Source organism: Neptuniibacter marinus (assembly GCF_965223595.1).
GTDB lineage: Bacteria > Pseudomonadota > Gammaproteobacteria > Pseudomonadales > Balneatricaceae > Neptuniibacter > Neptuniibacter marinus.
In genome coordinates, this window is the sequence record NZ_OZ245004.1 from 2175021 (window position 1) to 2195929 (window position 20909).

General features: G+C 42.1%; 20 protein-coding genes. 9 read left to right on the forward strand and 11 right to left on the reverse strand.

Annotation, left to right across the window (positions count from 1 at the left end):
- Positions 1–172: 172 nt before the first annotated feature.
- The 5 genes from ACOQOE_RS10225 to ACOQOE_RS10245 form a co-directional block, all read right to left on the reverse strand.
- Positions 173–1237, reverse strand: coding sequence for a serine hydrolase (locus ACOQOE_RS10225; RefSeq protein ID WP_420553922.1), 1065 nt, complete (start codon positions 1235–1237; stop codon positions 173–175).
- 362 nt (positions 1238–1599) lie between these two features.
- Positions 1600–2031: a TraR/DksA family transcriptional regulator gene (locus tag ACOQOE_RS10230; protein WP_420553923.1), complete on the reverse strand. Its 432-nt coding sequence runs from the start codon at positions 2029–2031 to the stop codon at positions 1600–1602.
- Entirely contained in the window at positions 2028–2201 is a 174-nt protein-coding gene (locus ACOQOE_RS10235; RefSeq protein ID WP_420553924.1) for a hypothetical protein, read from the reverse strand. The genes ACOQOE_RS10230 and ACOQOE_RS10235 overlap by 4 nt, the downstream gene beginning before the upstream one ends.
- Positions 2202–2962: 761 nt before the next feature.
- Positions 2963–4111, reverse strand: a complete 1149-nt coding sequence (locus ACOQOE_RS10240) for an MFS transporter (protein ID WP_420555473.1) — start codon at positions 4109–4111, stop codon at positions 2963–2965.
- 156 nt (positions 4112–4267) lie between these two features.
- Entirely contained in the window at positions 4268–4741 is a 474-nt protein-coding gene (locus ACOQOE_RS10245; protein WP_420553925.1) for a PaaI family thioesterase, read from the reverse strand.
- A 97-nt stretch (positions 4742–4838) separates the two neighbouring features.
- Here ACOQOE_RS10245 and ACOQOE_RS10250 point away from each other — a divergent pair, with 97 nt between their 5' ends.
- The 4 genes from ACOQOE_RS10250 to ACOQOE_RS10265 all read left to right on the forward strand — a co-directional run bounded on the left by ACOQOE_RS10250 (position 4839) and on the right by ACOQOE_RS10265 (position 11400).
- Positions 4839–5723 (forward strand): LysR family transcriptional regulator, encoded by an 885-nt coding sequence (locus ACOQOE_RS10250; protein WP_420553926.1) that lies wholly within the window; start codon positions 4839–4841, stop codon positions 5721–5723.
- Positions 5724–6195: 472 nt separating this feature from the next.
- Positions 6196–8406 carry an EAL domain-containing protein gene (locus ACOQOE_RS10255; RefSeq protein ID WP_420553927.1) on the forward strand — a complete coding sequence of 737 codons (2211 nt, stop codon included), beginning with the start codon at positions 6196–6198 and terminating at the stop codon, positions 8404–8406.
- Positions 8403–10352, forward strand: a complete 1950-nt coding sequence (locus ACOQOE_RS10260; RefSeq protein ID WP_420553928.1) for a sensor histidine kinase — start codon at positions 8403–8405, stop codon at positions 10350–10352. Before ACOQOE_RS10255 ends, ACOQOE_RS10260 begins: the two co-directional genes overlap by 4 nt.
- A 337-nt stretch (positions 10353–10689) precedes the next feature.
- On the forward strand, positions 10690–11400 hold the full coding sequence (locus tag ACOQOE_RS10265; protein WP_067864694.1) for a mobilization protein MobD: 711 nt from the start codon (positions 10690–10692) through the stop codon (positions 11398–11400).
- Between the two features lie 50 nt (positions 11401–11450).
- Here the strand turns inward: ACOQOE_RS10265 and ACOQOE_RS10270 are convergent, their stop codons facing one another.
- Together ACOQOE_RS10270 and ACOQOE_RS10275 are read right to left on the reverse strand one after the other, a co-directional pair.
- Positions 11451–11714, reverse strand: a complete 264-nt coding sequence (locus ACOQOE_RS10270) for a hypothetical protein (RefSeq protein WP_231867951.1) — start codon at positions 11712–11714, stop codon at positions 11451–11453.
- Positions 11715–11869: 155 nt separating this feature from the next.
- Entirely contained in the window at positions 11870–12193 is a 324-nt protein-coding gene (locus ACOQOE_RS10275; protein WP_067864688.1) for a hypothetical protein, read from the reverse strand.
- A 188-nt stretch (positions 12194–12381) separates the two neighbouring features.
- Here ACOQOE_RS10275 and ACOQOE_RS10280 point away from each other — a divergent pair, with 188 nt between their 5' ends.
- Complete coding sequence (locus tag ACOQOE_RS10280) at positions 12382–13653, forward strand: DEAD/DEAH box helicase (protein ID WP_420553929.1); 1272 nt, start codon at positions 12382–12384, stop codon at positions 13651–13653.
- Between the two features lie 129 nt (positions 13654–13782).
- Here ACOQOE_RS10280 and ACOQOE_RS10285 read toward each other — a convergent pair whose 3' ends face one another.
- Both ACOQOE_RS10285 and ACOQOE_RS10290 read right to left on the reverse strand, forming a co-directional pair.
- A complete protein-coding gene (locus ACOQOE_RS10285) occupies positions 13783–13977 on the reverse strand; it encodes a hypothetical protein (RefSeq protein ID WP_067864682.1) in 195 nt (64 codons plus the stop codon).
- A 286-nt stretch (positions 13978–14263) separates the two neighbouring features.
- Positions 14264–15172 (reverse strand): hypothetical protein, encoded by a 909-nt coding sequence (locus ACOQOE_RS10290; protein ID WP_420553930.1) that lies wholly within the window; start codon positions 15170–15172, stop codon positions 14264–14266.
- A 274-nt stretch (positions 15173–15446) separates the two neighbouring features.
- On the opposite strand from ACOQOE_RS10290, the gene rarD reads away from it, so the two are divergent.
- Both rarD and ACOQOE_RS10300 read left to right on the forward strand, forming a co-directional pair.
- On the forward strand, positions 15447–16358 hold the full coding sequence (rarD, locus tag ACOQOE_RS10295; protein ID WP_420553931.1) for an EamA family transporter RarD: 912 nt from the start codon (positions 15447–15449) through the stop codon (positions 16356–16358).
- A 102-nt stretch (positions 16359–16460) separates the two neighbouring features.
- On the forward strand, positions 16461–17264 hold the full coding sequence (locus ACOQOE_RS10300) for an ion transporter (protein WP_067864673.1): 804 nt from the start codon (positions 16461–16463) through the stop codon (positions 17262–17264).
- Between the two features lie 89 nt (positions 17265–17353).
- Here ACOQOE_RS10300 and ACOQOE_RS10305 read toward each other — a convergent pair whose 3' ends face one another.
- Entirely contained in the window at positions 17354–18004 is a 651-nt protein-coding gene (locus ACOQOE_RS10305) for a glutathione S-transferase (RefSeq protein WP_067864670.1), read from the reverse strand.
- A 14-nt stretch (positions 18005–18018) separates the two neighbouring features.
- The gene (locus tag ACOQOE_RS10310) at positions 18019–18408 is read right to left on the reverse strand and encodes a YkgJ family cysteine cluster protein (RefSeq protein ID WP_067864667.1); all 390 of its coding nucleotides are present in this window, start codon (positions 18406–18408) and stop codon (positions 18019–18021) included.
- Positions 18409–18527: 119 nt separating this feature from the next.
- Between ACOQOE_RS10310 and ACOQOE_RS10315 the strand changes: the two genes are divergently transcribed.
- The gene (locus ACOQOE_RS10315) at positions 18528–19307 is read left to right on the forward strand and encodes a lipoate--protein ligase family protein (RefSeq protein ID WP_067864664.1); all 780 of its coding nucleotides are present in this window, start codon (positions 18528–18530) and stop codon (positions 19305–19307) included.
- 189 nt (positions 19308–19496) lie between these two features.
- Complete coding sequence (locus tag ACOQOE_RS10320; protein ID WP_067864660.1) at positions 19497–20897, forward strand: FAD-binding oxidoreductase; 1401 nt, start codon at positions 19497–19499, stop codon at positions 20895–20897.
- Positions 20898–20909 lie beyond the last annotated feature (12 nt).

Below are 20909 nucleotides of genomic sequence, written 5' to 3' on the forward strand. Positions count from 1 at the left end.
GGTTCAGGTAAGTTGCTGTTTATATTAATTGTTTCAGCTGCCGATAAAATAATCGCCCCATTCTTCTCTTAACCCCAAATGACGAAGTACAGATTCAAGCACAGGATATCTAGCCACGGTCCCTGCTTTCAACCTGAAGCGGCATGATCAACGCGACTTTAGCAGAGTTTAATCAAAGCACATTAGTGAAATTATGCTTCTGGGCAATGCCTTGATAAACGATGTTGGATACGTCCCGTATCACTTCGGCTCGATCGCGTATCCAGGTGGTATAGTTACGCGCTTTTTCTTGCTTTTCGATAATGCCAATAAGGATATAGGGGTAGCATTTCCCATCAGGCCCCTTCACGTTCAAGATTCCCATGTCGGCGCATAATCGAGCAGTACTTCCGGTCTTGTTGAATACCTGAGTACCCACCGGTACTGATTCGGCACCGGTGTAGATTCGGTCTGTACCAGGTAAAGACATAAGACGCTTTATCTCTCGGGCACCCGCGATATTATCGTTCCATAGAGCATACAGAAAGCGACTATAGTCATGAACTGAGGCCTTGTTGCGGTAGGTCTTTCCACCTGCAGGAATGTATTCGACGATACTGGTGGCGCGGAATATACCGGGATAATTTTGTTTGAGTATTCGTTGTACCGCCTTCAGACCACCCACTTGCTTAATAACCCAGTTGGTAGAAGCGTTGTTGGAACGGTGGATCATCCGCTCCATATGGCGTCGACTTTTTGGCCCGTAGATTAGATCTTTTTGTTTAACTTGATGAAAGAAAGCTGCAGTAATAAAGGGTTTGATCAGGCTAGCGGATTGAAATTGAAGCTCCTCGTTGATGGTGACCAGTTTTTCTCCGTTAGTGAAGTCGTATACTGACCAGCCTGTGCGTTCGTCCTTGCTTATTCGCCCTCTTTGCCGAAGGTCTTTGATATAGGTTTCCACAGCAACCTCTAGGTCGTGGATTGCTTGGGACTTTTTAGTCGAAGAACTGGTTGGTTTGGCAACGGTGTTTGATCGTTCAGAGTTTTTTGCGAATACAGTTTGTTTTTTGGTTTTCGTTAAGTTGCGATCGGTAGCTGCTAAGACCCAATCCTTCGACAGTACCGGAGCGGCTGCCTCTAATCCTTTTCTGTTGAGTAATTGACTATGCACACGGGCTACCCGTACCGCACCTGCACTGTTTCCATGACGTAGATAAATGACCCCATGCAAACCATTATCGACTACAACGCGCAAGTGTCTAGCTACCGCAGGTCCGAGAATTCGCGCTACATTGTCATGATACTTCTGCACAGCGGCAGAATCTTTGCTCCAAACGTAAGAGACATCATAAAACGCACCAGTAGTCGAACTTGGCTCGGCAAGTACAGGGGTACTCAGAACAACAAACAGGGCAATAAATAGTCTGGCGAGTCGACAAAGCATTGGTAAATCCTTATTGGGCAAAACTCTTGAACCTTTACCCGTTTTCGGAGCTCTAACAATAGTATCTTGAGTCCAATAAATATTATGAATAACCGTTACTAATGTGGCCTGATAAGTTACATCGCTTTTGGTTTTGGTTTTCTTAAATTCCACTAAGCCTATTATTGCAGAATCTAATCTCGGTAAACACGTTCCTTTAATTCCCTATCGGCTTTGATGTCTGCGCAGTATTCAGCAGTCGGTCTTGCTAAAAGGCGTGGAATGCCTATAGGTTCATCCGACTCCAGACAGTAGCCATAGGTACCTAGGCGTATGCGCTCCAATGATTGGATGATTTTAGGCAGCAGCTTTTGTTCTCGATCCAAAATCCGCAATGAAGTACTACACTCTTCCTCCCAAGATGCCCGATCACTATCATCGTTAAGTTCAGGGGGACTAGCCATTTTGTTCTTAGCCTCTTGGATTCTTCCACTGATAGATTCATAAAGCTGCATTAACCGACTTCTAAAATATTCGAGTTGTTCTGTGTTCATATAGTCGGATTCCGGGGCCTTTAAGATCTGTTCTTCCGTTAAGGCGCATTGATCTTTCTGCGAAGTGTTCATGAATGTTCCATCCAATGAGGTAAGGGCGTGCTTAATGTTGGCCAAGAATCGTTACCTTTGAGAGCCGCGTCGTCCGTCAAAAGATCGTTGTCGAGGGCGCAGGTTATAGCTCGATCTAAATCCTGTCCAAGGAAAACAAACGCTTGGCGCATCATAGGTACTCGACTCATTACAGTAAAAACTCTGGCCAATAGAATTAAAAGAAAGGGCTAATTTGTCAATGATGTTATTACATAACATTTTTAATGCAAGTTTAATTTGTTTTGAAAACAAGTAACGGCAATCCTGTTAATATCGCTTAGGATACGAAAGCATAGATCTTCGACGACCCGAAGGGTGAGTGTAGCGAATAATATCCTCCAAACGCGCTACTTTCCCCTATCCTTCTGGTCATTACCAGCATCCATTGGCGAACGACCGAAAATCCTCGGTCGTTGCTGTTTCGTCCAATTCCCCTGAGTCAAACACGTTTTTAACCTGATAGCTGTTGTTATCTGCACTGGTGCCATTTGCGACTGAGATAACCACTAGTTTTCATGTTGGAAGTAATCGTTTTGATAAACGGAAAGATCTTCTCTTTGCCTAAATCGGACATCACTTCTGGATCTAAGTTCTAAACTTGCTCTAGCGATAACTGTCCTGATCTGAGGTAACAATTGGATTATCGAAAGAGCATCCAATAGCCGCGCTTGCTTCTCACGGTAGATATGAAAAATAGATCATCTAATAGGCGATTTTTTTACTGGGTCGCTTGCCGCTGCGAGCAGAGAGTATCTTTTCGCGGGTATAAAGTAACCCATCGTTATTATTTCTGTGACTGTCACTAAATATTTGCGATAATACACACTTTCTCGTTTTAACATTGACCTTGCAACTCCGTCAGTTGCGACATTACAAGGTCTATTACGTTGGCTTACTTTCAATACCTAACCTAACAAGCATTGATTTGACGACTTTTCCACGGGCGTTCGTTGACGGGTAAGTGAATAAGAGCAGAGAACGCACCTACTCCAATACCAACCCACCATACAAGCGTATAACTTCCGTATAGGTCATACATTGAGCCGCCCAACCACACACCTAAGAAACCGCCTAGTTGATGTGAGAAAAAAACTAAACCATATAAAGTGCCCATATAACGCAGGCCATAAATCTGCCCTATTAACCCAGAGGTTAAGGGAACGGTAGCTAACCACAATGCCCCCATAAGAATAGAGAAAATGACTACGGACTCTGGCGTAATCGGGTTAATAGTAAAGGCTCCGGCAACAAGGGTTCGCATTAAATAGATACCCGCAAGGAGATACTTTCGGGAATACCTATTACCTAACCACCCCGCTAGGATAGTGCCCCCAATATTGGAAATGCCGATAAGAGCAATAGCTGCTGCACCCAGTGTTGATGTTGACGATATACCTAAAGATTGAATGATACTGCCCGGTGCTACAGCGCTGCACATTTCGGTAATGAAGGCTGGGAAGTGTGCAGTAATAAATGCCAACTGATAACCACAGGAGAAAAAGCCAACAAAAATAAACGTAAAAGTTGGGTCTTTTATTGCTTTATAAATAACCTGGCCTAGGCCTTCTTCTATTTTTTCTACCTTTTCTGGGGGTGGTACTCGCATAAAAAAGAGTGCGACGAGTGATAATAAAACAAGCACAGCAAAGATTATAAAAACTGATTGCCATTGAAAATCGCGTAGTAGGAACTGTGCCAAAGGTGGCCCGACAATTTGGCCGGCAGAACCTGCAGCAGTAGCAATACCTAAGGCTAGAGATCGATACTTATCCGATGCTGCACGACCGACCACTGCAAGTATTACCCCAAATCCGGTACCTGCAATACCAAACCCAACCAGCATTTCAAGAAGCTGATGTTGGCCTGGGGTAATGGCATATGAAGACAGGACTAATCCTGTCGCATAGGTTATTGCCCCCACAATAATTGCTTTTCTATCACCATATTTTTCAGCCAACGCTCCAAATAAGGGCTGCCCAATTCCCCAGAAAAGGTTCTGGATAGCGATAGCAAACGAAAAGTCAGCTCTGAGCCAGTTAAACTCCTCAGCAATAGGAATTTAAAATATGCCGAAGGATGACCTAACCGCAAAACTGATTAATATAATAAGGCACCCTGCGATTAGAACGGGCGTGAACAAGCGATCTGTTTTATTCATAATACAAACACTTTAAAAACTTAAATTTTCATTCCCATTTTAAGAAGCGCCCTAAAGCTAACGACCCCGCGCTGAATCCCCACGCAAGGTCATTACGGTACCCGACGCAAGCGCAACCATGTCACCGTTCTCACGGGCAATCTCACACTGATAATGGCTTATCGTTTGCCCTCGCTGAACAGGACTGGCTGTAGCGGTAAGGGTCGATTGCCACACAGGGCGAAAAAACTTGATTTGGAGATCGAGACTGGTAAATGATTCACCCTTTTGTATGGCGGTTGAATGAGCGGTTCCAATAGCAGCATCAGCCAACTCGCTCAGTAAACCGCCATGCACGGTCCCCTGTTGATTGCCATGAACACTTGGGTCTGTACATATACTCAATGTCGCGTGGCCTTTAGCAATAGCGATGATACGAAAATCAAGCAGTTTTGATATGGCTGTCGGGTAGCGCATTTCAGTTGTGGCATTCATAGGCAGATTGTTTTCTATATGCCTTTGTAGAAATTCTAAAGTAGAAAGCGTCGTCATTATAAGTACTCCTAGAATTGCTAGATAGCCACAAATTAACAATATTTTTATTATAATTATATTCAATTTTTTTTATTTTATGTTATTGGATATTTCTATGATAAAAATTCAGCACCTACGCTTTCTTGTCGCTGTTGTTGATTATGGTAGTGCGATTAATGCGGCTGAACGTTTGCATATTTCCCAGCCGTCAATCTCCGCAGGTCTTAAGGCCTTAGAAGACGAATTGGGAGGAGCTTTATTTGACCGAAGCGGGCCTGCTAACCGGCCATTACGCTTAACCCCTAAGGGACAGGGCTTCTATCGTCGAGCGATTGATATCCTTGGTCAATGCGAATTAGCTCAAGCTGAGTTTTTAGGTGATTCTAGTCACGAAAAAAAATTGGTTTTGGGGGTACTCGATACATTACCACAAGACTTTATTATTAACCTGTTAGAGGCATTCCAGCTTAATGACTCCAACACTCGGTTAGATTTATGGGAAGGTTCAAATAACAGGATAGAAAGCTGGTTCAGCCAGAAACGACTAAATATTATTCTGAGTAATGTGGGTAGCTTAACCCCTAATACTCAATTGCTCTGGCGAGAGCCATTGGTTGCGGTAGTCGCGCCTGATCACCCTTATGCTGGAACAACTAACTTCATGTCTATTCGGGATTTATCCAAATACCCTTTCATACACCGCTCAAGTTGTGAGCTAGATTCGCTGGGTAGAGCTAGGCTTAAAGCAGAGGGCGTAAAACTTAATTTGCAAATGAGAACTGAAAGTGAAAGCTTAGCTTTTGAATTAGTAAGAAGAAGTCACAACATCACTTTAGCGCCGAAAAGCCTTGTCCCCTCTGATCTGAGCATTATTAATGTTTCGGGCCTAGAAATTGAGCGAAGTATCGGCTTGAAATGGCAAGAAAATACACCTTTACAAGTCATTTCGGCCTTATCGGCAGCAATTAAACAGAATAATAGCATTTGCCAAACTGGTTAAGAGGTATCAATAAGGTCTATTAAAATCCCTTCCATCCAGTTCGGCCGTGGATCTTTTTGGAGAGTAACGCCTTTGGAGCGAACCGTTGCAACCGGCTGGAATGGTTCGGTGTAACTGGAATTATCCGGTAAACGAACCTGATCACATAAAGGTATAGCGTTGCGAATATTGTTAAGGGTTTGCGGAATACGGGATTCTACTTTTTCATCGGGGATGCTGTGCCCTCACTATTCTACCCATTGTGATCTACGTGTTTTATTAAGGTCGGTGTTTTGCAAATGAAAAACAACCATCACCACCTGATAAGCAAACGCTTTCGCTTTACCGATAATGTCTATTTTTGAAGGGCGAGAAAATATACCTTAAAAACAGAAGGTTAGAAAATGAAGCTCTTTCTTGTTATTAACATTCATTGCAAAATCATAGTATTAAGCTAAGCTTCGAAGCAGTTGACTAGAACAAAGGATTATTCATGTCAGAGTTAGAATTATTCCATTTTTCTGAAAATTCTACTGTTAAAAAAACCACTGTAACGCCATGGAAAGTGCTAAGTGTTGAGGATGACCTGACTTATCAGGCATCACTGATTTATAGCCTACAAGATTTAGTTGTTTATGAACGTCCCGTCGAAATATTAACTGCAAATTCAGTGAGTGAAGCGGCTGATATTATCTCCCGCAATAGTGACATCAGTGTTATTTTACTGGATGTCGTTATGGAAGAAGATGATGCCGGTTTGAGGCTTGCGAGCACGATTCGCGAGGTTTTAGGTAATTCAGCGGTGCGTATTATCTTGGTCACGGGCCAACCAGGCGTGGCTCCCCGCCATGAAGTAATGGCTAAGTATGATATAGATGAATATTGGAATAAATCAGACTTAGCTCGGGATACCCTGCATACGGTTGTGAGTAGCCATATTCGCACTTGGCGCTATCTCTCCGAGCTTATTCAAGCTAAGCAAGGACTACAGATGGTTGTTGATGCCGCACGAAGCATCAGCAGCAAGCAAAACCTAGTAAGCTTTACCGAAACTGTGCTCAATGAGATTGAGCGTATTATTGGTATCAAACAAGGTGGTATTGTTTGCTTTACTTACCAAGGTAAACAGTTTTCCTCTAATGCTCGAGTGCTAGCCGCGAGCGGCGCTTATAGCGGCTCCACCCATAAAGCATTATCCGAGCTTAATTTAGATGAGTATTACCCTGGCTTTGTTTGCGCAGCAGAAAAGCGTGGTCACCTATTTGGCACGGATTCCTCTATTCTCTATTTCGATACGCCTAATATTGATCAAAAACACTATATTGTCTTGGTTCACTCCAGAGAGCGGTTAACCGATGGCCATATCAATCTACTGCAAGTATTTAGCGAGAATATTAGCAGTGGTTTTACCGCCGTTGCGCTGGTTAGCCGACTAACCAACCTTGCTTATAAAGATCAAGTACTTAAATCTTATAACCGAAATTGGCTGTTACGTGAGCTATCAGCAATGACTAAGGAGGAGAAACTTGAAAGTCGGTTGATGATTGTTGTCGTCAATGACTTTACCGGCATGATGGTCACTTTTGGTGAGCATTATTGCGAAGACCTATTGACCGCCTTGTTGCTTAATATCCATGGGGTTTACCCTAAAGACTTAATCGCCCGTACTGGCGACTGCACTTTCGCTATCTTATTCAATAAAAAAAGCATACTAACAGAAGAAAAGCTGTCACATATGATTGATCAGCGGCTCACACTCAACAACACTATTCACAGACTCCGGCTTACGGTAGCAAGGATCGATTTAAGTTTACTGACTGAGGTTAAAGCCGAACAGATATTGCAGTTATCAGAATCAACCGCAAATATGGCACATATTAAAGGTCAGCGGATTATCGATTATGAACCCGAAATCATGAGGTCGATCACCGCCAGCCATCATCTACTGATGGACCTTCATGCTGCGATTGATAATCATGAGTTTTTTATCGTTTTACAGCCGAAAGTTAATATGAGAAGTGGTAAAGCCACAGGTTTTGAAGCACTCTTACGTTGGCAAAAACCGGATGGTCAAGTTATTCCACCGGACCGTTTTATTCCTTTAGCCGAAACCGCAGGCTTAATTAGCCATTTAGATATAGAAGCCGCAAAGCAAACGATTGAAGCGGCAATCTTACTTCAGAAAGCTGGCTTTGATCTCCCTATTTCATTTAACGCCAGCTGCTCAAATCTGCATCATAAAGATTATGTTAGAACTGTATTAGATATGATTGGGCGCAGTGGTCTTGATGGCCACCTGTTAGATATTGAGGTCACTGAATCCCAAGCCATGTTGAGTTACGAGCAGATAAACCCAACCTTAAAACAGTTTTCTGATCTGGGGCTCGGGGTGAGTATTGACGATTTTGGCACAGGTTACTCTTCCCTTGCTCATGTGGCTTATCTAGAAGCGACGACATTAAAGATCGATAAAAGCTTTATCGACCATCTGGGTGAAAATGACGCTGGAAACCATGTGGTTGAAATGATACTTCATCTTGGTGAACAGTTTGGTTTTGCTGTTGTAGCCGAAGGTGTAGAAACTGAACTTCAACGCCAGTATTTATTGAACCGAGGGTGCTACGTAGCACAGGGCTATTTATTCGCACGTCCTATGTCGGTAAGTAAAGTTATTGACTGGCTAAACACGCAGCAAACGACATGAACTCGTCTAAACCTCTCAGGGGGAGCACATATTTAGATGAGGTTCATATATGGTTTAATAAATTTAACCACAAACGCCTTCTTTTTGTTTCGGCGCTAACGGTCTTTGCCCTACTCAGTAGTGTGATGCTCTACACTAAGATCAAAGATGAGCAAATTGACCAACTAAGGGCGTTGCATGAGGAGCAGATTACACTCGCAGTGATCGATATAAATAGAGAACTGGGTGATATTCGTAACACCTTACGATTACTATCAACCGATAGCGATCTTTTAAGTAGCTTGTCTCTGTTTAATACGCTGAATCAGCGAAGATTAAAAAACGTTTTTAATCAGTTTGGTAATGCCGTTGATCACCTTTTACAGGTACGCTGGCTGGATGCTAAGGGACATGAAAAAGTTCGAATTAACATTAATAATGGCGCTACCCAAATAGTACCCGATAATGCTTTACAAGATAAAAGTCACCGTTACTATTTTAAAAATGCAATGGAGGTTTTTCCACCAGAAATCTATATATCACCTATAGATTTAAATATTGAAAATGGCCAGATTATTAAACCTTTCCAGCCGGTATTTCGCATTGGTTTTCAAACCACAGAACGATATGGGATGCGACACGGCTTATTGATGATCAACTACGATCTCACAACCCTTATTGAGAAGATCCGAGCACTGAGCACTCCTGAATCTGAGGTCATGCTAGTTGATGCCTGGGGAAACTGGTTGTTACATCCCAATCAAGAAAAAGAGTGGGGCTCTGCCTTACAGCAGCCAGATAATAATCTAAAACATAAAGCCCCCCTGCTTTGGGAATATATTAACAAGGAAAAAAACAGCATTCTTGAGCCTTATGACGGCGAGCTAATCAGCGCGCGTCTAATCAGTCTCTCCAGCGAGAGCTCCCCAGCGGTTGCGGAAAGTATTTATATGATTATCCGTACACCAACCGATAAAGTGACTCAAATTGAATGGAGTGCGGCTAAGCCGGCTTTAGTGGTTATGATATGCATCATGCTGATTGGTGGGAAAATATTGTTCCGCGATTTCGCTATGCAAAAAAACCTAAAAACATTAACCCAAACACTGGCACGAGAAAAACATGAATTGAAACAGCTTAACCATGAGCTCGATAGTGCCTTATCCCAACAGCAGTTATTACAAAATGAATTAGTTGAAACTCGGAAGCTATCCTCTTTAGGAATGATGGTGGCTGGGGTTGCCCATGAACTTAATACCCCCGTTGGCGGTGCCTTAATTTCCACATCAAGTCTACAAAGTTTCCAACGTTCGCTTAAGCAATCTATAGATGATGGCTTAACGAGGCAGGCACTTGATGACTATGTTGAACACACAGAAGAGGGGTTGGCTCTCGTTGAAAACAATCTTAAAAGAGCCGCGGCTTTAATTAAGAGCTTTAAGCGGTTGGCGTTAGATCGTGCGAATGAGGAAGTTATTCAGTTCAACCTTGATCAAGTGGTTAGTGATTTGCTCTGCACCCTAACGCCTAAGTTAAGAAATTCGGGTACCCATGTTGTTAATAAAGCGAATAGAGACTTAGTACTCACAGGCTATCCAGGTGTCGTATCACAGATATTACAAAACTTAATTATCAATGCGATCACTTACGGAACCGAAGGAATGCAGCAAGGAGAAATAACGTTACAGACAGAACTTAGTGAAGAATGGGTTGTGTTATCGGTAAGCGATAATGGTAAGGGAGTTTCCCCTGAGCTAAGAGAGTGTTTGTTTGATCCTTTTGTGACAAGTGGTCGAGGTATAGGTCATACAGGATTAGGCTTGCATCTTGTTCATCAGTGGGTGACTCAACTAATGCATGGTCAGATTAAAATGGAGTCTCCGCCTGAAGGAGGTACTCGTTTTGTGATTCATCTTCCAATAAAAATTGCGGCGTCGAAGGGTTTAAACACAGGAAACAATGGCTGAAAATTATGTTTCCATATGATTTTATATCTTATTAGTTTTCTGCAACCTTATGAAAAACATGTGTTTTTATATTTAGTTATGATGTTCTACTTATTGACTGGAAATTTTCATAAAATCCAAATAATGACAGAGTAATATGATCTTTTGAGTGCGGTAGGTTTTGAGCTATTTAGGTGCGATATTTTTTATCCGCTGCACTATCAAAAAGCATGTAGACTGCCTAAGTAACCTAAACTGGAAGTTAAACCACTATAAGCGCGTTTTTTTGCTTGGCCTAATGATTGCTAATATTTACTCTAAATAATGACGTTAAAGTCCCTTTTAAGGAATAGCTAGAATGAGCATGATTCATTTTGTAGGTGGTGAAAAAGGCGGCGTAGGTAAATCCGTTCTTTCCCGTACCTTATCGCAATATTTTCTTGATAATGATATTGCTTATGTAGGTTTAGATGCAGATCAATCCCATCCCACGTTAACCCGTTATTACGACGGTTACACACGCCCTATCAATCTTGACCTATTTGAAAGTATTGACACGATCATGGAGATCGCTATGGAGCAGGATGTCCATCTGTTGATCGATCTACCTGCTCAAAGTCAGCGTTTTCTAGAAAGCTGGATAGAAGAGAATGATGTATTATCACTGTGTTCTGAAATGGGCATTGAGTTAGTTTACTGGTACACCGTAGATGGTGGACCGGACTCTATTAATTTATTAGATCGGTTCCTTGCTAAATACAACGCATTAATGAACTGTATCGTCGTTAAGAATTATGGCTGCGGTAATGATTTTAGCGGTATTGAAGCATTACCTCATTTTAATAGCGATCCTCTTAAAGCTCCTGTTCTACGTCAAATGTCCCTACCCGCGCTCCATGAATCAACGATCAATAAAATTGATATGTTAGGCTTAAGCTTCTGGGGTGCTATTAACGTTAAAGACAGTGAGTCTAAGCACCTTAGCCTAATGGAGCGACAGCGCAGTAAGGTTTGGCTTAAAAAGAGCTATGCTGCGATTACGGCTGCTTTAAAAGGCATTACGAGCTAAGGGTTTACCAAACCGGTAGTGATGTCACTTTGAATCGGACAATGAGAAGTCTAAAGCACATAGCCTTTGATTTGCCCGATTCTTCTCCAAGCCAATTCATGGAATGGTTGAAAACGTTTAGTGGTCAGTACTCGTAGGCAGTCTGATTCAGACCATTCTGATGCGGATATATCCATAATCCGTGCGTCCTGTTCCCTCCTCTGCTTTGCCTTGCGTTCTGATGCGGACATTGATTCAGAGAATAGCGGTTTACGTCCTCGTCTTGCTTGGCCTGTTATCGCTGAGGAGGATTGATGCGATTTGGGGTTGCTCATGTAAATCATCTACTCCATTGCTTATATTTGTGACTGTCACGAATATAGAGATAGTAGCATGATCTAGTATCAAGTATAGGCAAGGCTGAGCCTCAATAAGGCTCGTAAGGTTACAGATAGATCTGACTTATAGAGAATTTAGCGGGTAAAAGCGCTTAGCGACTAAAATATTGATCAATAATTATGGGGAGTTGTTCGAAGACGGCAGCTTCAAAATCCTCAATATGTTGATCGAATATCGTAAAGTATCGGGCCGCTTGTGCACGACTAAGCATTTTTCCATTGATAGCATAGTCAATTTCAGGAAGTGTTTTATCGCTTCGTGGGGTCAAGTTCCAATCAATAAAATCTGAATGCAGGGCTTTTAACCTTTTATGGGCCAACAGACAGAACTGATCTATATGGGAAACACCCTCTGGACCTAAGCAGCCAGCTTCTATACGAAAGTTAACCGTGAGCTGTGTCTGGGTTATTGTCATTTATTTACTCTTATTATCTAAAAAATATCCCACAACCGTCATTACTATAGATTATTAAACGGTTATTTACCTATTGTGACTTTAGCTATAGTTGATCTGGTTAAGTTAGCTATAACTTAATCGTTTAAATTACTTTATAATTTCCGCTTTTAGCGACTCGCGCCTAATGCGCATATTGAGAGAGATATATGAAGTTTACCGCCTTAGATCTTGCACCTGCTATCCAGCAAGCATTGGATGATTGTGGTTATGAAGAGATGACCCCTATTCAGCAGCAAGCTATTATCCCTGCGCGTCGCGGAAAGGATCTCTTAGCTAATGCTCAAACAGGTACAGGTAAAACTGCTGCATTTGCACTCCCTATTTTACAAAAACTGCATGATCAACCTAAAGAGCTTAATGCAACGCAAGCCCGGACTGTAATCTTAACCCCAACACGCGAACTTGCCCAGCAACTTTTTGAAACAATCTCTCGTTATAATAAGTATTTAGATTTACGTATCATCTCGGTTTACGGCGGCACAACCCTTGATACCCAGAAAAAGAAATTGCGTAACGGCACAGATATCCTAATCGCCACACCCGGTCGTTTGTTAGAACATATCACCGCCTGTAATGTTTCTCTGGCTCAAACAGAGTTTGTCGTCTTAGATGAGGCTGACCGCATGCTGGATATGGGCTTTGTCAGTGATGTGTTGACCATTTTGGAAAAAAGCGCCAAGAAACGTCAGACCATGCTTTTCTCGGCAACCTTATCTAGTGCAGTGCATACTCTATCCCGTAAAATTCTGACCAGTCATGAGACCATTAGCGCAGCCAAAGCCAATATTACTGCCGATACCGTGGATCATGTTGTCTATCCGGTAGAAGAGAAACGTAAAGCGGATCTATTTGCTAAATTAATTAAAAAGCATAACTGGTTTCAAGTATTGGTTTTTACCAGTACTAAAGGTCAGGCCGATGAGCTAATGAAAGACCTGAAGTTTGACGGTATTGATGCGGTCATTTGCCATGGAGATAAAAGCCAAGGGGCTCGCCGCCGTGCGGTTGCTGATTTTAAGGCCGGTAAAGTACAAGTGCTTGTAGCAACTGAAGTAGCCGCCAGAGGACTTGATATTAAAGGCTTAGAGCATGTGGTCAACTACAACCTTCCCTACTTAGCGGAAGATTATGTTCACCGTATTGGCCGTACAGGTCGTGCAGGCGCTAAAGGCCAAGCGATCTCTTTTGTCAGCCGCGAAGAAGAAAGCGCTTTAGATAATATTGAGCGCTTTATTGGTGCGAGCATCCGTCGTGTTTACGTGCCGGGCTTTGAAGTAGGTAGCCGTGAGGGGTTGCGTAAACGAATCAGTAAAAAAGGCCCTAAGAAACGTGTTAACAAAGCATCACGAACAAAAATTATCGGTCAAAAATCAGCGAAGAAAAACAATGCGATAGGGAGTGCTAAAAAGAAACGTTGATTTAGAGTGCTCAGCTGACTCTCTGGCCTTGCTGTAACTGAATCAGAATACCGGAATTGGAAAAGAGCGATACGATATGAGCCGATCGCTCTTTTTTATAAACAGGTTTTTGCGTACAGGGTATCTTGTTTAATGAAGTTCTGAATTATCCATTGTCCCACGCTTCATACTGCGTTCGACAAAATAGTTATCCGAATCCTGTTTTTTGCGTTTGCTCTTTCCTGCCCTCTTCCTTGAATTCAATCCAGTGTTTGGCTTTTTAAAACCATGATCAAAATCATCATCGTCAAACGCTATCTCGCCTAATCTTAATTTGCTGCTCATTACCTTATCCTGATTTTTTTGTTTTCCAATGCTTGCTGTTGTTTACAGACAACCCTATGGAAACGTTTTTTTATGAACAAATTATTAAAAAAGATTAAAAAATAAGTTTAATCATTTGCCAGTATAGAGTATCTCTACGATTAGACGAATATCTTTCATCAAAAGATTTTAATAAAAATAGGGGCTAAATTAAGATCTAGACAAGGCCTTACCTGTCAATGTTTTATTTATGTAAAGCCGAGCCCTGAGGCTAGTATTTATAGGGCCTCAGGACTATTTTTTTACATTACAGGTCAGCCATAATCGAGCGTACTTTTTCAAGGTAGACGGTCTCAGGTAGTGCGCCTGTATCATATAGAGCTTGAAGCTTACGTAAGCGCCCTTCAATGACACTCTCGCCAGCAATCGGCGCATTCGTCTTACCAGCCCTTTCCTGCTCTAGCTTGATAATACGTGCTTCGAGTGCATCACTTGATTGAGCCTGCTGAGCTTCTGTTAGGTACTTTTCATCCGCTCGCTCTTTGTTTTGCTTAATAACCGCATAGGGGTACTCTCGTTGCATATCGACCGATAACCAGTCTGTCCGGTTATTGACTAGCTCTGCGCCACTAAAGCTTACCAGCTGCCACTCGTGGGCAGTTTCGCCTTGAATCTCGCCATTACTTAAATCATTTTTAAGACGACCATAAGTGCCGGTGATACCAGTACGTAGTTTTTCTGCTAATAAGTCTGCATGCATCGCTCCGATAAGCAGGTTCAAGTGGTTATCTTTGATAAAGACTGTGCCGCTAATAGATAATCTTTTCCGGCCTATATAGGCGGAGCGAAAGTCTGAGACTGAAAAGGTAATAACTTCATTCGATTTTACCTGCTTAAAAGCCTGATTGAGCTTATGACCTAATAAATCTATTTCACGGTCAGTAAAAACTCGGACGAGTACCTCATCGCTATCATCCCATATAGAATCACTCGGATTATAAGTGCTATTTTTGACTTGAACATGGCTCAGTAGTCTTGCGATAGTCTCAACCGAAATATCCTTTGGGTGGTTATTATTATTTGCTCCACTTAGTGTACTAATGGCAATATAGTCGGCCTGTTTTTTCCAGACAATCTCTGGTGTCGCTTGAGCAGGAATTGCAATTAGTAGCAGTAAAGACAATAAAATGAATGGTTGGTATGTTTTATTAATCACGGCGTCTCCCCTTTATTTTTGTCGTTGTAGGGGAATAAAAAAGCAAAAATCATGCCTCTACCTACTCGCGATTTTTCGGCCTTTTTGGTGACTTAATTGGCCAGACTCTCATAAGTGCAACACTCTGTATCATTAAAAATGACCCATAACGTGCCAATACTAATTAAACTGTGCCCCCGTAACAGCTTATGCACTTTAAGCGTAGTAACCACATAGAATTTATCGTTACATGCCAGAGCTGTTGCACTGACTATCTTTTAGGAATACATATTTGATGGACATACAGTCTAGATCTGAACAACTTCAAGGGATTTATTTTGCCAGTGCAGCCTTCGTTATGTGGGGGTTTGTTCCTGTTTATTTTAAATTGGTAAGCCAAATTTCACCGCTTGAGGTGTTAGCACACAGGGTACTTTGGTCTGTCGTTTTTTTGATACTGTTTATTATTGTTACTCAGCGTACGCGTGAGATTTTTCAGTTATTTAAACGGCCACGAATCATATCCGGTTTGGCGCTATCTGCAGTGGTCATTGCCATTAATTGGTTAATCTTTATTTGGGCCGTAGGTCAAGGAAAGATCGTAGAGACTACATTGGGTTATTTTATTAACCCTTTGATAAATATACTGTTTGGAATGATATTTTTTAACGAGAGACTTAGAGCGGTTCAATGGGTCTCTATTGGTTTAGCAACTTGCGCTGTTGCTTATCAAGTGTTTCTACTTGGCGAATTACCTTGGATCGCATTAACTTTAGCCTGCTGCTTTTCTACTTATAGCGTGCTTCGTAAGCAGATTCCGGTCGACTCGGTAAGCGGTTTGTTAATTGAAACATTGTGGTTGCTACCTATCTCATTAGTGTACATGGGATGGCTTTTTAGTCAGGATCAATTCCAGATTCTGAGTGCTGATACTCATATGGTGTGGTTACTACTGTTCGCGGGCCTCGTAACAAGCTTACCTTTGCTCGCTTTTGCATCAGGAGCGCGCCGCCTTAGCCTGACACTGATTGGTTTATTACAGTACATAGGTCCTAGTATTGCATTCCTGATTGCGGTTTTTTATTACCATGAGCCTATGAATGGACAACGCTTAGTGCCTTTTGTACTTATTTGGATCGGTTTGGCTATTTTTAGTGCTGAAGGAATCCTTTTTCAGCACCGTAAGCATAAACAGGTAGTTTTGTAGCGAATAGTTCTTAAAAGCTGTTTAAAATAGAGCAGTTTTACGACTACCTTTTGTTTCAAATTCACAGTACAGTGCTGCAAAATTTATCAGTTATGTGAAATTATGATGAATATTGAAACTCTACAATCCCGTTTTTTTGAAATTAGAAGCAACAAGGCCTTTGAGCTTTTCGTTGTCGCCGTCATACTTTTTTCCGCCTTAGTTATTGGCGCAAAAACCTATGATATACCTACACATATACTTTCAATCATTGTCTGGTTAGATCGTGCAATTACAGCTTTCTTTTTTATTGAGCTGACAATACGGTTTATAGGTGAACCTCATAAGAAAACTTTCTTCAAAAATCCATGGAATGTTTTTGACACCCTGATTGTTGTGGTCAGTATTATTCCTATTCAAGACAGTGAAATGGCATTGATTGGGCGCTTAATTCGTATTTTCCGAGTTTTACGTATGGTGTCGATTGTCCCTGAATTACGCTTGCTACTTAATTCTTTAATTAAAGCACTGCCACAATTGGGCTACGTCATCTTATTGATGTTTATTATTTTTTACATCTACGCTGCGATTGGCTCATCATTCTTTGTCGATATAAATCCGGTTTTATGGGGCGATATATCTATTTCAATGCTGACGCTCTTTAGAGTGATGACCTTCGAAGATTGGACCGACGTTATGTATGAAACGATGGAGGTCTATCCTTTTAGTTGGTTCTTTTACCTAACCTTTATCTTCTTAACCACCTTTGCTTTTTTGAATATGGTGATCGGTATTGTGGTCAACGTAATGGAGAATGAGCACGCTGAAGAAGCTAAAGAAAAAGCCATCGCCGATGGGGATCTTACAATAGAGGATCTGTCTCGCCAGATAGCCGAGCTTAAACAGCTGATAGAACAGCGTAAATAAGCGACCCTATCACCAGCCTATAGCGAATAAACAAGCCCGCTAGAGATAACTCTAGCGGGCTTTTTTGTTTTATCTATCACGGGGACCCCTTATGGAAATAAGGTGACGGGATCACCTAACGCCCAAAGGGGGTATTTGCGCATAATATCGACAAATAGCTCAGAGGCTTTGAAGTCCGTTAACCAGCGTTGCAAATGGGGATATGGGGTGGATTCAAACCAGGTTAGATCCACATGGGCACATTGTCTTATAAATGGCACTAATGCCATATCAGCTAAAGTGATCTGATCTGTTACTAAGTATCCCTTGTTGGCTTCCAATAGGGACTCTAATGTTTTGAACCAAGCTTCACATTGGTTCCGATAGAAGGTTTCCGGTTGTTCTGGGTATCGATCTGCATACTTGTAACGATCAAGCCAAGGCTTAAACGATTCATCATTTTGTGTAATCAATGACTCAATCGCTGGGATATAAGGTTCAGAGTACCAGTCATTAGGATCATGTTGAGCTAATGCCCAGCGCATAATATCAATACTTTCATCAATCACTTCGCCACTCGGTAGCTGTAAAACGGGGACCGTGCCTTTAGGAGAGATCGCTAGCATCTCTTCTGGCTTCTCACGGAGTACAATTTCACGTAGCTCTAGCTTCGCACCACTGTAGGCTATAGCGAGCCGAGCTCGCATTGCATAAGGGCAGCGACGAAATGAGTATAAAATAGGCAGCTTAGTCTCTGTCATTATCTTTGCTTAGTCTATTTAGGCTGGTATGCGCAATAGTTTGGTTTAGGGCCAACCATTGGGTGTTTACGACAGGTATCCGGTCTATTTTCGTAGATGATACACAGACGTGTTTTTTGTTCTAAATAGATGCAATCATCATTGGCATAACGTGATAGCGTATACACTTCGGTCTTGTTATTAAAATGACCAACGATCCCCTCTTTCATCAACCGCTTGGCTAAACGTTTAGGTTGTTCATGGGCGTCAAACTCATCAAGTACCCCCATTCGAACAAGATCAGCAAAGCGAACTTCTACCGGCAGGCTACAGCATGTTCCGCGGCAGGATTGACACATTTTGCTTTTGTACTTTACCCATGTCTGTAAATCATCGACATTAGCGGCTGGAATTGGTCTTGTCATCTTGATTACTTAATCGTTCTACTGGAGTTTAAGGCGCGATCATAGCATTATCTAATCACTGAACAAGTCTTATAGCACCGCTATTCTATATATCACTTTGTAAGGAGATTAGATCACCTATGGGTTTAGATAAGGATTTTCTCGATATTTATCGCAAACAGTCCCGTTGGCGTCTTATTGATGAACCTATTGCTGATAGTCCTCAGGCGGCCTTAAAAAGAGATAGCGAACTGCTTAAAGAGGTGGCTTGTGGTAAGCGAGGGGCAACAGCTCGTCTCTGGGAGGTTCCTCAGTGTTTAGTTGTAACAAGGAAGGAAACACGCTTTCCTACGTTTAATCAGGCTTGTGAGGCACTACAGAAGCAAGGATGGCCTGTGATTGTCCGTGATAGTGGTGGTACGTCGGTACCTTTGCACCCAGGTATTATTAATTTCTCAATTATCTTTCCTAAAACAGGCGATGATGATTTTGATCTTGATGATATATATATGGCCTTGTGTGAGCCGATTAAAAGAGCCTTGCTGCAGTTAGGCCTTTCTGCAGACTATGGAGAGACTCCAGGCTCTTATTGCGATGGACGCTATAACCTGAATGTAAATGGATTAAAAATCACAGGGACCGCACAAAGGATCATGGTTTCCCCTGCTAATACAAAAGCGATTAAACAAGCAGTTTTAGCGCAAGCGATGCTGATGGTTGAGGCGGATGCTATTGCGGGCACCCACCAAGTGAATAAATTTTATACTTTGGCGGGGAATGCGCGTCAGTTTGATCCTTTAGTTGCCACCAGCATCCAGGATCTATTAGCTAAAGCGCAAACAACCAGATCTTTAGTCTCACTGACCACCACAATGCGAGCACTGATCTCGGAAGAGTTTAATTTACTTCTCTGCAATTAAATCATCATATTTTTGTCATATAGAGCCCATATAATTTACCCATGTTCAAGGATAAGTAACGACGGACGGGCAACGGACTGCCATCCCACTTAACGTCACTCTTCTAAGTGTTTTTCCTCCCCTACTTTAATCATTTTAAGCTTCCTGATTTAATAGCAGAACATTAACTTAGATATAGAAGCGACACCTATGCGTGCAATCAAGCCTTATTCTCAAGCTGACCTTAAAAAAGTTATTAATGAGCTGGCGACTACTTTCGGTGATCGTATTCACTTATCACAGATCGTACGAGAGCAGCATGGAGGTGGTGATGACAGCTATGGCAATCTTCCCCCTGATGCGGTGATTTACCCCTTTAGCACAGAAGAGGTCGCTCAGATCGTTACACTTTGCAATAGATATAAGATTCCGGTTATCCCTTTTGGCGCAGGCTCTTCCGTTGAAGGACATTTACTTGCGGTCAAAGGCGGAATATCGATCGATCTATCTGAGATGAATCAGGTTATAGAAATTAATGCGGCCGATATGGATTGTCGTGTTCAAGCAGGTGTAACCCGAGAGCAACTAAATACAGCGCTGCGTTATGATGGGTTGTTTTTCCCCATAGATCCCGGTGCTAATGCATCCATTGGGGGAATGGCATCCACTCAAGCCTCAGGCACTAATGCGGTTAAGTATGGAACAATGAAAGATGCGGTTATTGGCTTAACCGCCGTTGTAGCTTCCGGTGAGATTATTAAAACCGGTTCGCGAGCAAGGAAGAGTTCTGCCGGCTATGATCTTACACAGCTACTGGTAGGCTCTGAAGGCACCTTAGCGGTAATTACGGAGGTACAGTTACGTTTACATCCCGTTCCCGAAATAATAAAGGCTGCAGTTTGTAGTTTTGATACTGTGGCAGCGGCAGTCGATACTGTGATTAACGCTAGGCAGACGGCTATCCCTATGGCCAGAATTGAATTACTTAATAGTCTGCAAATGCAGGCCTGTATCCAATATTCAAAATTAGAAGGGTTTGAAGCAAAACCGACTCTTTTTATCGAATTTAATGGCACAGAAAAGAGTGTGGCTGAGCAAATTAATTTATTTAAAGATATAAGCGGTGAATTTGGAGGCAGTAAGTTTAAATGGGCAGAAACAACAGAGCAGCGCAATCTACTTTGGAGCGCCCGTCATCACGCTTATCATGCGACTCAGCAGTTACAAGCCAAGAGTAAAGTACTTACAACCGATGTTTGTGTGCCTATATCTAAATTGGCAAAAAGCATATTGCAGGCAGAGCAAGATGCTGAGGCAAGCGGACTGCAGTGTACTATTGTTGGCCATGTTGGGGATGGTAACTACCATCTATTGATAGTGATGGACCCAACTAGCCGTGATCAAGTTGAGCAGGCTAAACAGTTATCATCTCAGGTAGTTAATACCGCACTTAACTTAGGTGGAACTTGTACAGGTGAGCATGGTATTGGCTTAGGTAAAAAGGAGTTTCTAAAGTTGGAACATGCAAGATCAATAGAGATTATGAAAACGATAAAAATGGCCTTAGATCCCAAAAATATTATGAACCCAGGTAAAATATTCGACCTATAGGCTTATTCATAC

Bases quoted from the DNA above. Each gene is read 5' to 3' on its own strand.
- ACOQOE_RS10230 (WP_420553923.1), bottom strand. From the start codon at position 2,031: ATGAACACTTCGCAGAAAGATCAATGCGCCTTAACGGAAGAACAGATC.
- ACOQOE_RS10235 (WP_420553924.1), bottom strand. From the start codon at position 2,201: ATGAGTCGAGTACCTATGATGCGCCAAGCGTTTGTTTTCCTTGGACAG.
- ACOQOE_RS10245 (WP_420553925.1), bottom strand. From the start codon at position 4,741: ATGACGACGCTTTCTACTTTAGAATTTCTACAAAGGCATATAGAAAAC.
- ACOQOE_RS10250 (WP_420553926.1), top strand. From the start codon at position 4,839: ATGATAAAAATTCAGCACCTACGCTTTCTTGTCGCTGTTGTTGATTAT.
- ACOQOE_RS10255 (WP_420553927.1), top strand. From the start codon at position 6,196: ATGTCAGAGTTAGAATTATTCCATTTTTCTGAAAATTCTACTGTTAAA.
- ACOQOE_RS10260 (WP_420553928.1), top strand. From the start codon at position 8,403: ATGAACTCGTCTAAACCTCTCAGGGGGAGCACATATTTAGATGAGGTT.
- ACOQOE_RS10265 (WP_067864694.1), top strand. From the start codon at position 10,690: ATGAGCATGATTCATTTTGTAGGTGGTGAAAAAGGCGGCGTAGGTAAA.
- ACOQOE_RS10270 (WP_231867951.1), bottom strand. From the start codon at position 11,714: ATGAGCAACCCCAAATCGCATCAATCCTCCTCAGCGATAACAGGCCAA.
- ACOQOE_RS10275 (WP_067864688.1), bottom strand. From the start codon at position 12,193: ATGACAATAACCCAGACACAGCTCACGGTTAACTTTCGTATAGAAGCT.
- ACOQOE_RS10280 (WP_420553929.1), top strand. From the start codon at position 12,382: ATGAAGTTTACCGCCTTAGATCTTGCACCTGCTATCCAGCAAGCATTG.
- ACOQOE_RS10285 (WP_067864682.1), bottom strand. From the start codon at position 13,977: ATGAGCAGCAAATTAAGATTAGGCGAGATAGCGTTTGACGATGATGAT.
- rarD (WP_420553931.1), top strand. From the start codon at position 15,447: ATGGACATACAGTCTAGATCTGAACAACTTCAAGGGATTTATTTTGCC.
- ACOQOE_RS10300 (WP_067864673.1), top strand. From the start codon at position 16,461: ATGATGAATATTGAAACTCTACAATCCCGTTTTTTTGAAATTAGAAGC.
- ACOQOE_RS10305 (WP_067864670.1), bottom strand. From the start codon at position 18,004: ATGACAGAGACTAAGCTGCCTATTTTATACTCATTTCGTCGCTGCCCT.
- ACOQOE_RS10310 (WP_067864667.1), bottom strand. From the start codon at position 18,408: ATGACAAGACCAATTCCAGCCGCTAATGTCGATGATTTACAGACATGG.
- ACOQOE_RS10315 (WP_067864664.1), top strand. From the start codon at position 18,528: ATGGGTTTAGATAAGGATTTTCTCGATATTTATCGCAAACAGTCCCGT.
- ACOQOE_RS10320 (WP_067864660.1), top strand. From the start codon at position 19,497: ATGCGTGCAATCAAGCCTTATTCTCAAGCTGACCTTAAAAAAGTTATT.